Origin of the sequence: Mycobacterium gastri, from assembly GCF_002102175.1 — a bacterium.
GTDB classification, from domain to species: Bacteria; Actinomycetota; Actinomycetes; order Mycobacteriales; family Mycobacteriaceae; genus Mycobacterium; species Mycobacterium gastri.
In genome coordinates, this window is record NZ_LQOX01000092.1 from 19906 (window position 1) to 31650 (window position 11745).

At 64.3% G+C, this 11745-nt stretch carries 9 protein-coding genes; all 9 read left to right on the forward strand.

Annotated features, from left to right (window positions below):
• The first annotated feature begins 389 nt into the window (after positions 1-389).
• The 9 genes from AWC07_RS09310 (at position 390) to AWC07_RS09350 (ending at position 11334) form a co-directional block, all read left to right on the forward strand.
• Positions 390-689 (forward strand): PE family protein, encoded by a 300-nt coding sequence (locus AWC07_RS09310; protein ID WP_036410128.1) that lies wholly within the window; start codon positions 390-392, stop codon positions 687-689.
• 342 nt (positions 690-1031) lie between these two features.
• On the forward strand, positions 1032-1328 hold the full coding sequence (locus tag AWC07_RS09315; RefSeq protein ID WP_036410127.1) for a WXG100 family type VII secretion target: 297 nt from the start codon (positions 1032-1034) through the stop codon (positions 1326-1328).
• 47 nt (positions 1329-1375) lie between these two features.
• Positions 1376-1660 (forward strand): WXG100 family type VII secretion target, encoded by a 285-nt coding sequence (locus tag AWC07_RS09320; protein ID WP_023363993.1) that lies wholly within the window; start codon positions 1376-1378, stop codon positions 1658-1660.
• Positions 1661-1759: 99 nt separating this feature from the next.
• Positions 1760-2662: an ESX secretion-associated protein EspG gene (locus tag AWC07_RS09325; RefSeq protein ID WP_023363995.1), complete on the forward strand. Its 903-nt coding sequence runs from the start codon at positions 1760-1762 to the stop codon at positions 2660-2662.
• 271 nt (positions 2663-2933) lie between these two features.
• Entirely contained in the window at positions 2934-4445 is a 1512-nt protein-coding gene (eccD, locus tag AWC07_RS09330) for a type VII secretion integral membrane protein EccD (RefSeq protein WP_085105040.1), read from the forward strand.
• Positions 4423-6183 carry a type VII secretion-associated serine protease mycosin gene (gene mycP, locus AWC07_RS09335; RefSeq protein WP_085105041.1) on the forward strand — a complete coding sequence of 587 codons (1761 nt, stop codon included), beginning with the start codon at positions 4423-4425 and terminating at the stop codon, positions 6181-6183. The genes eccD and mycP overlap by 23 nt, the downstream gene beginning before the upstream one ends.
• Positions 6180-7391 (forward strand): type VII secretion protein EccE, encoded by a 1212-nt coding sequence (eccE, locus tag AWC07_RS09340; RefSeq protein WP_036408983.1) that lies wholly within the window; start codon positions 6180-6182, stop codon positions 7389-7391. Before mycP ends, eccE begins: the two co-directional genes overlap by 4 nt.
• Positions 7388-9223 (forward strand): type VII secretion system ESX-5 AAA family ATPase EccA5, encoded by a 1836-nt coding sequence (gene eccA5 / locus AWC07_RS09345; RefSeq protein ID WP_036408980.1) that lies wholly within the window; start codon positions 7388-7390, stop codon positions 9221-9223. Before eccE ends, eccA5 begins: the two co-directional genes overlap by 4 nt.
• A gap of 866 nt (positions 9224-10089) precedes the next feature.
• The gene (locus AWC07_RS09350; RefSeq protein WP_036408987.1) at positions 10090-11334 is read left to right on the forward strand and encodes a PPE family protein; all 1245 of its coding nucleotides are present in this window, start codon (positions 10090-10092) and stop codon (positions 11332-11334) included.
• Positions 11335-11745 lie beyond the last annotated feature (411 nt).

The window sequence follows — 11745 nt, forward strand, 5'->3', positions numbered from 1 at the left end:
AGTTGTGCCGTGTTTCGCCGACGCCGCTTCGCCTATCGAAGCGCGCCCAGCGTGCGCGCAGCGCGTGCTGGGCTTGCACGGCACCGCGTCATCTTCTGGGCGGCATTGATCCGGCCACCCTGCGCGGCAGCCGGAACGCAGTGGTCAGCAGATATTGACCGGTATGGACACCTAACTTCCCAAGGGTTTGGTTGGGAGTTTGCTGAGCGGACGACAAACAGCCCTTCCCGCTGTTACTGTGTCGTTACCACAGGTGAATTTGCCGTGCCAACACGTGAACACTTGCTAAATGGTGGCGTTGAAAGCAAACTGGCGCCGCGCGGTCATCTACTCTCTTGCAGTAGAGCGGTGCCGGGGACAATCGAGGACAATCGAGGGAGGAAAACAGCATGACATTTGTGACCACACAGCCGGAAGCTCTGGCGGCTGCGGCGTCAAGCCTGCAGGGTATTGGCACCACAATGAGCGCCCAGAACGCCGCTGCGGCGGCCCCTACGACGGGGGTTGTGCCGGCGGCCGCCGACGAGGTATCGGCCTTGACCGCGGCTCAATTCGCCGCGCACGCGCAGATGTACCAAGCGGTCAGCGCCCAGGCCGCCGCGATTCACGAGATGTTCGTTAACACACTGGCGACCAGTTCCGGTTCGTATGCGGCCACCGAGGCCGCCAACGCCGCCGCTGCCGGCTGACCACGCTGGCATTTGTGGACCGGGGGAGGGATGCGGCGACGGACGTGAGTTCTACGGTCACCTCTCGCCGGCGGGTCATTGCGCGAGCGCGCCACGCGGCCAAGTCTGTGCACGGAGGGGTCGCATTCATCGATTCCGATGTTGCGGTCGGTGCCCGATGTCGGTGTCGCCGTCCCGCGACGCCTGGTGCCCGTCGGCTGGAAAGGGGGGATCATTCATAGTCCTCCGGTCGGCGGTTTCGTGAACGCGTAGCTGGCCGGCCATCGCACCCCCGGCAAACAACAGACGACAAATGATGTAGGCAAGATCCAAGATCTAGGCAATCAATAAGGAGAAATTCAGGTGACTTCACGCTTTATGACCGACCCGCACGAGATGCGGGCGATGGCGGGCCGCTTCGAGATGCACGCCCAGACGGTTGAGGATGAGGCCCGCCGGATGTGGGCGTCCTCGCAGAACATCTCCGGCGCGGGCTGGAGCGGTTTGGCCGAGGCGACCTCGCTGGACACCATGGGCCAGATGAACCAGGCGTTCCGCAACATTGTGAACATGCTGCACGGGGTGCGTGACGGCCTGATCCGGGACGCCAACAACTACGAGCAGCAAGAGCAGGCCTCCCAGCAGATCCTCAGCAGCTAGCGCCAGCCACAGCTGCGTACGCTTTCACTGGTTAGGAGAACACCACTATGACCATTAATTACCAGTTCGGCGATGTCGACGCCCACGGCGCCACGATTCGTGCCCAGGCGGCGTCGCTCGAGGCCGAGCACCAGGCCATCGTTCGCGATGTGCTGGCTGCCGGCGACTTCTGGGGCGGTGCCGGTTCGGTGGCCTGCCAGGAGTTCATCACCCAGTTGGGCCGCAACTTCCAGGTGATCTACGAGCAGGCCAACGCCCACGGCCAGAAGGTCCAGGCCGCCGGCAGCAACATGGCGCAAACCGACAGCGCCGTCGGCTCCAGCTGGGCCTAAAACCGAACTTCAGGCGCGGCAGCACACCAACTACCGGGTGTGCTGCCGTGTCCTGCAGTTGACCGGCAGTCGAACAACTGAAGACCTCTGAGGTTAGGCATGGATCAACAGAGCACGCGCACCGATATCACCGTCAACGTGGACGGCTTCTGGATGCTCCAGGCGCTGCTGGATATCCGGCACGTTGCGCCCGAGCTGCGGTGCCGGCCGTACGTATCCACCGACAACAACGACTGGCTGAATGAGCATCCCGGTATGGCGGTCATGCGCGAGCAGGGCATTGTCGTCGGAGACACGGTCAACGAACAGGTGGCCGCCCGAATGAGGGTGCTCGCCGCGCCCGACCTCGAGGTCGTCGCCCTGCTCTCCCGGGGCAAGTTGCTGTACGGGGTAGTCGACGACGAGAACCAGCCGCCCGGTTCGCGCGACATTCCGGACAACGAGTTCCGGGTGGTGCTGGCCCGCCGTGGCCAGCACTGGGTGTCCGCGGTGCGGGTGGGCAACGACATCACCGTCGACGACGTCTCGGTAACCGACAGCGCATCGATCGCCGCACTGGTGATAGACGGGCTGGAGTCGATTCACCACGCCGACCCTGCTGCGATCAATGCGGTCAATGTGCCTTTGGAGGAGATGCTGGAGGCCACCAAGTCATGGCAGGAATCCGGCTTCAACGTCTTTTCCGGCGGCGATCTGCGGCGAATGGGTATCAGCGCCTCCACGGTGGCCGCGCTGGGCCAGGCGTTATCAGATCCTGCGGCCGAGGTCGCGGTCTATGCGCGGCAGTACCGAGACGACGCCAAGGGTCCGAGCGCCTCGGTGCTGTCCCTTAAGGACGGATCGGGTGGGCGCATCGCGCTCTACCAGCAGGCGCGAACCGCGGGCTCCGGGGAAGCGTGGCTGGCTATCTGTCCGGCAACCCCGCAATTGGTGCAAGTCGGGGTGAAGACCGTGTTGGACACGCTGCCGTACGGCGAGTGGAAAACACACAGTAGGGTTTAACAACGCTGTTACGAAAAACAAAGTGCTACAACGCTTTCAAACATAGAATGCGAGCCAGATGCGGACCGGGCATACTGCTCTGGTAGCGGCTGCACAATTGAAAATCAAAACGTCAACCACAACCATTTAGTCGCGAGGCGAGGCAAATGAATTCGGAGTTGGTCGATCCGCAGCTCACCCGGGGCGACGCCTCGGTGAGCACACCGACGGTGCCCCGGGCGCGGCTGAAGTCATGGGCTACCACGTTCGGCACGGCAGGGGGTACAGGACGATGACCGCAGTAGCTGATGCGCCACAGACCGAAATCGAGGGCGTCTCGTCGCCCCGATCCGTCGTCGTCGGCATCATGGCCGGTGTCGGTGTCCAGATCGGCGTGCTGCTGGATGCCAACGCCCCGGTTTCGGTGATGACCGAACCACTGTTGAAAGTGGTGAACAGTAGGCTCCGAGAGCTCGGCGAGCCTCCCCTGGAGGCCACCGGCCGCGGCAGGTGGGCGTTGTGCCTGGTCGATGGCTCGCCGTTGCGGGCCACGCAGTCGTTGACCGAACAAGAGGTCTATGACGGCGACCGGCTGTGGATCCGATTCATCCCGGACACCGAGAAGCGGTCGCAAGTCATCGAGCACATCTCCACAGCGGTTGCGTCCAATCTCAGCAAGCGATTCGCCTCGATCGATCCGGTTGTCGCCGTACAGGTCGGGGCTTCGATGGTGGCCATCGGCGTCGTCCTGGCATCAGGAGTGCTCGGCTGGTGGAGGTGGCACCACAACACGTGGTTGACGACCATTTTCGCGTCAGTGGTCGCCGTACTGGTGTTGGCGGTGTCGATGCTGCTGTTGATGCGCGCCAAGACCGACCCCGATCGGCGCGTTGCCGACATCATGCTGATGAGCGGTCTCGCTCCATTGGCAGTGGCCGCCGCCGCGGCGCCTCCCGGTCCGGTCGGGTCGCCGCAAGCGGTGCTGGGTTTCGGGGTGCTGTCAGTAGCCGCCACGTTGGCGCTGCGATTCACCGGTCGCCGGCTAGGGATCTACACCGCGATCGTCACCATCAGCCTGGTGGCGACGCTTGCGGGTCTGGCCCGGATGGTCGCCGCAGCCAGTGCGGTGACGTTGTTCAGTAGCACGGTGCTGGCCTGCGTCCTGCTCTATCACGCGGCCCCCGCGCTGTCGCGGCGGCTGGCCGGGATCCGGCTGCCGGTGTTCCCGTCCGCCACCAGCAGGTGGGTTTTCGAGGCCCGTCCCGACCTGCCCACCACGGTGGTGAGGTCCGGTGGTGGTCCGGCGACCCTCGAAGGGCCGGCGTCCGTACGCGATGTGGTGTTGCAAGCCGAACGCGCTCGGTCATTCCTGAGTGGCTTGCTGGTGGGGCTCGGTGTCCTGATGGTGATTTCCCTGACTTCGCTGTGCAATCCGCACACCAGGGAACGCTGGCTACCGCTACTACTTGCTGGATTCACCGCCGGGTTCCTGCTGTTGCGCGGACGGTCGTACGTCGACCGATGGCAGGCGACCACCCTGGCCGCCACCGGCGTGATCGTCGTCGCCGCGGTAGTTATCCGGTATGCGGTGGTGCTGGCATCACCGTTGTCGGTATCGATCGCGGCGGCGATCCTGGTGCTGCTGCCGGCAGCGGGTCTGACAGCTGCGGCCGTGGTGCCAAACACCATCTACAGCCCGCTGTTCCGCAAGTTCGTGGAATGGATCGAATACCTCTGCTTGATGCCGATCTTCCCGTTGGCATTGTGGTTGATGAATGTCTATGCAGCGATTCGGTACCGGTAACGACAGATTGCGGCGTGGTCGCGGCCCAGCCGCGGCCGTCGCCGCGATCCTGCTTGCCTCGGGTGCGCTAGCCGGTTTGCCGCCGGCGCACGCGATTTCACCCCCGACGATCGACCCGGCAGCGTTGCCACCTGATGGTCCGCCCGGACCCGTCGCCCCGATGAAGCAGAACTCCTACTGCACCGAAGTCGGAACGTTACCCGGCACGGACTTTCGATTGCCGCCTAAGTACATGGAGATGCTGAACCTCACCGAGGCATGGCAGTTCGGCCGGGGCGAGGGGGTGAAAGTCGCCGTCATCGACACCGGCGTGACGCCGCACCCCAGGTTTCCGCATCTGATTCCCGGCGGCGACTACGTGATGGCCGGCGGTGACGGCTTATCGGACTGCGATGCTCACGGAACCATCGTGGCGTCGATGATCGGCGCGGCTCCGGCCAATGGGGCGGCGCCCCCTCCGGCGGTTCCGCGCCGGCCCGTCACCATCCCCACCACGGAGAAGCCGCCACCACCGCAGACTGTGACGTTGTCACCGGTGCCACCGCAGACCCAGACAATCACCGTGGTTCCGGCTCCGCCGTCTGAGGAGGGGGCCCCGGGTGCCGCCCCGGCGCCGGGCCCGGTGCCTCCGGTGGCCCCGGGTCAGGCTCCGGCCGGCGCCCGCGGTGGTGGAACCGTGACGATACCCAGCTACTCCGGTGGCCGGCGGGTACTCGGGATCGACAATCCGAGCGGTCCGCATCCGCTCGACCCGCCGCCCTCACCAGCGCCACCGCCCGACGCGTTCAGCGGAATCGCCCCGGATGTCGAACTGATTTCCATCCGCCAATCGAGTCAGGCCTTCGGTCTCAAAGACCCGTACACCGGCGATGAAGATCCGCAGACGGCACAAAAGATCGACAATGTCCAGACCATGGCGCGAGCGATCGTGCATGCTGCCAACATGGGTGCTTCGGTGATCAACATCTCCGACGTGACATGCATGAGCGCCCGCAATGTGATCGATCAACGGGTGTTGGGTGCGGCGGTCCGCTACGCGGCGGTCGACAAGAACGCGGTCATCGTGGCCGCGGCCGGCGACAGCAGCAAGAAGGATTGCAAACAGAACCCGGTTTTCGATCCGTTGCAGCCCAGCGATCCCCGTGACTGGAACGCGGTCACCACGGTGGTGACCCCGTCGTGGTTCAGCGACTACGTCCTGACGGTCGGCGCAGTCGACGCCAATGGTCAGCCGATGAGTCAAATGAGCATCGCCGGGCCCTGGGTCTCGATTGCCGCACCGGGGACCGACGTCGTCGGCCTTTCGCCTCGAGACGACGGCTTGATCAACGCGATTGACGGCCCGGACAACACGTTGCTGGTTCCGGCCGGCACCAGTTTCTCCGCAGCGATCGTGTCCGGGGTAGTGGCCCTGGTCCGGGCGAAGTACCCCGAATTGTCGGCCTACCAAGTCAAGAACCGATTGATTCACACGGCCAGGCCGCCCGCTCGCGGTGTGGATAACCAGGTCGGCTACGGTGTGGTGGACCCGGTGGCAGCTCTGACTTGGGATGTGCCGGAAGGGCCAGTCCAGCCCCCGAAGCAACTGTCGGCGCCACTGGCGCTGCCGAAACCACCCATGGAACGCAATATGGTCCCGATTTGGGTGGCTGCCGGGGGATTGACCGGGGCACTACTGATAGGCGGTGCGGTGTTCGGTACGGCGACATTGATGCGACGATCACGGAAGCAGCGATGAAGGCTCAGCATCGGTTTGGGCTGGCTTTGTCGTGGCCGCGGTTGACAACGGTGTTCTTGGTGGGCGTGGTCATTCTCGTGGTCGCGAGCCACTTCCCGGACTCGTGGCAGGGCCAGTACCGCGTGGCGTGGTGGGTCGGTGTGGGTCTTGCGGTGGTGCTGACACTGTTGTCGGTCGTCACTTATCACGGGATCACTGTGACCTCAGGCATCGCCACCTGGGTGTGGGATTGGTCTGCCGACCCGGGTACCGCGCTGGGCGCAGGGTGTACGCCTGCGATCGATCACCAGCGTCACTTCGGACGTGACACCGTCGGGGTGCGTGAATATCAGGGCCAGTTGGTCACGGTGATCGAGGTTGACGGTGGTGAAGGCGACCAGCCGGGCCGACATCGTCATCGGACCTCGCAGTCGGCGGTGTTGCCAGTGGTTGCGGTTGCTGAAAGCTTGCGGCAGTTCGACATCCAACTCGATGGCATCGACATCGTGTCAGTGGAAGTGCGCGGCAGCGCCGAGGCCGCCAAGGCGTCGGCTTCATTGGACGAGTGGGGTCCCGAGGAGTGGGGAGTGGTGGGGGACCAATCCACCGCCAACCGGCGCCGCACCTGGTTGGTGTTGCGGATGGATCCGCAGCGCAACGTGGCCGCGGTCGCCTCCCGTGATTCGTTGGCCTCGACGTTGGTGGCGGCCACCGAGCGGTTGGTTCAGGATCTGGACGGTCAAACCTGTGCGGCGCGGCCGTTGACCGCTGATGAGTTGGCCGCCGTCGACAGCGCGCTATTGGCAGACTTGGAGCCGACCTGGAGCCGTCCCGGTTGGCGTCGTCTCAAGCATTTCAACGGGTACGTCACCAGTTTCTGGGTTACGCCGTCGGACATCAGTTCCGAGACGCTGGACCGCCTGTGGTTGCCGGACACCCCGGAAGTGGACGCCACGGTGATCACGGTACGGCTGACGACGCGAGCCGGTCGGCCGCGCATGTCGGCGTGGGTTCGCTATCACAGCGATTCACGTCTGCCCAAGGACCTCACGGCGGGGCTCAACCGCCTCACCGGCCGTCAGCTGGCCGCCGTACGCGCGAGCCTGCCGGTGCCGGGGAAACGTTCCAGACTGGTCGTGCCCAGTCGCGAATTGCGTGACTACGACGAGCTTGAGCTGCCTGTGGACCAAGTACAGGAGCATGCAGCAAACTCGTCCGCAGGGCAATGACTCGCCCGCAGTCAACCGCTGAAGATGCCCGCAACGCCCTGGTCGCCGGTCTGCTCGCCTCTGGAATCTCGGTCAATAGCCTTCAGCCCAGCCACAACCCACAAGTGGCGGCGCAAATGTTCACCACCGCCACCAAGCTGGATCCCGGCATGTGCGATGCCTGGCTGGCCCGAATCCTCGCTGGCGACCAGAGCATCGAAGTGCTCGCCGGCGCCTGGGCGGCGGTCAGGACATTCGGTTGGGAGACTCGCCGTCTCGGCGTGACGGACCTGCAGTTCCGTCCCGAGGTCTCCGACGGGTTGTTTCTGCGGCTGGCAGTCACCAGCGTTGATTCGCTGGCATGCGCATACGCTGCGGTCCTTGCCGAGAACAGGCGTTACCAGGAGGCGGCCGAACTGCTCGACGCCACCGACCCCCGCCATCCTTTCGACACCGAACTGGTCAGCTATGTGCGGGGCGTGCTCTACTTCCGCACCAAACGCTGGCCCGACGTGCTCAACCAGTTTCCCGAGGCAACGCCTTGGCGTCACCCGGAACTGAAGGCCGCCGGCGCGGCGATGGCGACCACCGCGCTGGCATCACTGGGCGTCTTCGAGGAGGCGTTCCGGCGAGCGCAAGAAGCCATCGAAGGGGACCGGGTGCCCGGTGCAGCCAACATCGCGCTCTACACGCAGGGCATGTGCTTGCGGCATGTGGGCCGCGAGGAGGAAGCCGTTGAACTGTTGCGCCGGGTCTATTCGCGCGACCCGAAGTTCACCCCGGCCCGCGAAGCTCTGGACAATCCCAACTTCCGGCTGGTACTAACCGATCCGGAAACTATTGAAGCGCGCAAAGATCCGTGGGATCCGGATAGTGCGCCGACCCGCGCCCAAACCGAGGCTGCTCGCCATGCCGAGATGGCCGCAAAGTATTTGGCGGAAGGGGATGCCGAGCTGAACGCGATGCTCGGCATGGAAAAGGCCAAGAAGGAAATCAAACTCATCAAGGCGACGACCAAGGTGAACTTGGCGCGGGCCAAGATGGGGCTTCCCGTTCCGGTGACATCGCGTCACACCTTGCTGCTGGGGCCGCCGGGTACTGGAAAGACTTCGGTGGCAAGGGCATTCACCAAGCAGCTCTGTGGGTTGACGGTATTGCGCAAGCCGCTGGTGGTGGAGACCAGTCGCACCAAGTTGTTGGGCCGGTACATGGCCGATGCCGAGAAGAACACCGAAGAAATGCTCGAGGGTGCGCTGGGTGGCGCGGTCTTCTTCGATGAAATGCACACACTGCACGAGCGTGGTTATTCCCAGGGCGACCCCTACGGCAACGCGATCATCAACACCCTGCTGATTTACATGGAGAACCACCGCGACGAGCTCGTGGTCTTCGGCGCCGGCTATGCCAAGGCAATGGAAAAGATGCTCGAAGTGAATCAAGGTCTACGACGGCGGTTTTCGACCGTGATCGAGTTCTTCAGCTACACCCCGCAAGAGTTGATCGCGCTGACCCGGTTGATGGGCCGGGAGAATGAAGACGTCATCACCGACGCAGCCGCCCAGGTGTTGCTGCCGTCGTACACCAAGTTCTACAACGACCAAACCTACTCCGAGGACGGCGATCTGATCCGGGGCATCGACATGCTCGGCAACGCCGGTTTCGTGCGCAACGTCGTCGAGAAGGCCCGCGACCACCGTAGTTTCCGCCTGGACGACGCAGATCTGGACGCAGTTCTGAACAGCGATCTGACTGATTTCAGCGAGGACCAGCTGCTCCGATTCAAGGAGCTCACCCGTGAGGACCTCGCCGAAGGCCTCAGCGCCGCAGTGGCGGAGAAGAAGACAACGACGTAGCGGCTGTCTCGCGTTACGTCGACAGCTAACCTTCCAACCCAAGCGTTTAGCTCACCCGCGCGGCCGTCGTGACCGGTTCCCATTTGGAGAACCTCGCCTTTTCCGCTGAGTCACCCCACCGTGCAACGGCGACGTTGACCTAGTGCTCGCGGTGCCACAGAAGTGCCGGTGTGCCCACGTGAGCTTGGGTTTCCGCACGGAGAATGGCCATTGGCCCACACCGCCGATAAGGGGTTCGAGATTTCCCCGGTGCCGGTCCCTATGGGTTAGGCCTAACTGGCTTCCGCGGCGGCTGCGGCCGGATACGCTGTGTGGTGCTGAAGCTCGGACGACCGGGGTGGCGCTCCTGGCAAATTCCGCGAGGGTGACTTCATCCGGGATATCGCAACCGCGGCGGCACGCTCGTGTGCCCCGATCATGACAGGAGGTGGGCCGAACGGACCCGATCAATAGCGGCTCTATGAAAGTCATGACCGATTCATCCCGATCTGGTCAACGGCGCTTTGTCCACCGTCTGAATCGGCTGGCGCCGAGTACCCCCGGCGCGCTACGTAGCAAACGTACGTGCTCTCGGTAACTCCCCGACACCACCCAAAGCGGCGAGGCTCCGTAGCCCGGTTGGACTAACCCCCAAGAGGAGAAGTCCGATGTATTTCCTTAGGACACAACAGGAATCGCTGCACGAAGCAGTCAGCGACGTAACTGCGGTGACCACAACGCGATTCGCCACCCACGGCCAACGACCAGTTGTGATTGATCAGAAATCGCCAACGGCCGTCGCGCCGAAGATCGTTGGTTGCCACACCACGACCGAAGTGGCCGACGCAGCCACCGAAGCCCTAGTCGGATAAAAGGAGGTGAAGATGATGGATTTCGGAGCGCTTCCACCGGAAGTCAATTCGCTGCGCATGTATTCCGGACCGGGCTCGGCGCCGATGCTGGCTGCTGTGACGGCCTGGGATGGGCTGGCAGCGGAACTGCGTTCGACGGCAGCCTCGTACGACGCGGTGATCTCGGAGCTGACCGGCGAAGGCTGGCTGGGCCCCGCATCGGCATCGATGGCGGCCGCAGTCGCCCCGTATATGGGGTGGATGAGCATCACGGGCGTCCAGGCCGAGCAGACTGCCGCTCAGGCAGCAGCGGCGGCGGGTGCATTCGAGGCCGCCTTTGCGATGACGGTGCCGCCGGCTGTGGTCGCGGCTAATCGTGCTCGGTTGATGATGCTGGTAGCCACCAACATATTCGGCCAGAACACTCCCGCGATCGCGGCCACCGAGGCCGAGTACGGCGAAATGTGGGCTCAGGATGCGGCGGCGATGTATGGCTACGCGGCCAGCGCTGCGGCGGCCTCGACGCTGACACCGTTTAGCGAGCCGGCGCAGACCACCAACCCAGCAGGGCAGGCCGGCCAGGCGGCGGCCGTCGCTCAAGCCGCCGGCAGCGCGGCGGGCACTGTGACGCAGTCGGAGCTGCCGCAATTGATGTCGGCAGTGCCGTCCGCACTCCAAGGACTCGCGTCGCCGGCATCGGCCCTGTCCGGAGCTGAAGCTGTGAATTCTGCGGCTGACCTTCCGGTGCTGGGAAACATACTCGCCGATATCCTGAATTTCCTGGATGGCAAGGACGGCAACCCCTATGGGACCTTCTTCAACTCCTCGCTGGTCAACGGCTTCACGTCAGCCGGTTATATAAGCCCGGACCTGATCACGCCGGCAATCACGGGTGCCATGGCAGACCTCAACTCATTGCAGGCCGGCGGGCTGCCGGCAATCTCGCCACCCGACGGCGGCCATTTCAACTTCCCCGCATTGGCCTCGGCGCCCGCACCGACAGGTGTGAGCAGCGTTGTGACCGGGCTCAATCGCGCGGCGCTGGTCGGCCGATTGTCCGTGCCGGAGAGTTGGACGGCGGCCACGCAGGTGGTGAACCACGCCGGTGCCGCCGCCCCGGGCGGTGGGTGGACCAGCGTCGCCAGTGTGCCCGACGCCGCAGCCGGTACGCCTGGTGTGCCGGGGATGCCCGCCGCGGGTGCTTACGGGCACAGCTTTGGCAGTGGTCCCCGGTACGGGTTCAGGCCGACGATCATGTCCCGGCCTCCCGCCGCGGGCTGACGACGAGGCGGATGTTCGTGGTGAAGTTCGCGGGCGCATACCCGCAGGTGCCGGCCGGTCCACGCGGCGCCGGTGCCAGTGTCCCGCAACGAGATCCGGAGCAACGTCCGGACCGTTCGTCCGGCTCGTCATCGCTGGTCTTGCCGCCAGGACATCGCCGGAGCATCCCTGGGTGTTCCGGGATGCCGTGTCGCACAGGCGGTTTGCTGCCAGTTGTCAACACGGCCGGCCCCACCGGACACCACAACATGTGCGATTGGCCGTATCCACCCGCTGTTGAGACGAACAGTTACCGCATATCTACCAGCCGGGTGTTGCCCTTATCGGCGGGTTGGGCGTGATGCATCAAGTCAAGATGCCCGCGAGATCTGATCCATGCATCAGGTAAGGAATGCCCGCGAAAATGGGTCT

Bases quoted from the DNA above. Each gene is read 5' to 3' on its own strand.
- AWC07_RS09310 (WP_036410128.1), top strand. From the start codon at position 390: ATGACATTTGTGACCACACAGCCGGAAGCTCTGGCGGCTGCGGCGTCA.
- AWC07_RS09320 (WP_023363993.1), top strand. From the start codon at position 1,376: ATGACCATTAATTACCAGTTCGGCGATGTCGACGCCCACGGCGCCACG.
- AWC07_RS09325 (WP_023363995.1), top strand. From the start codon at position 1,760: ATGGATCAACAGAGCACGCGCACCGATATCACCGTCAACGTGGACGGC.
- eccD (WP_085105040.1), top strand. From the start codon at position 2,934: ATGACCGCAGTAGCTGATGCGCCACAGACCGAAATCGAGGGCGTCTCG.
- mycP (WP_085105041.1), top strand. From the start codon at position 4,423: ATGCAGCGATTCGGTACCGGTAACGACAGATTGCGGCGTGGTCGCGGC.
- eccE (WP_036408983.1), top strand. From the start codon at position 6,180: ATGAAGGCTCAGCATCGGTTTGGGCTGGCTTTGTCGTGGCCGCGGTTG.
- eccA5 (WP_036408980.1), top strand. From the start codon at position 7,388: ATGACTCGCCCGCAGTCAACCGCTGAAGATGCCCGCAACGCCCTGGTC.
- AWC07_RS09350 (WP_036408987.1), top strand. From the start codon at position 10,090: ATGGATTTCGGAGCGCTTCCACCGGAAGTCAATTCGCTGCGCATGTAT.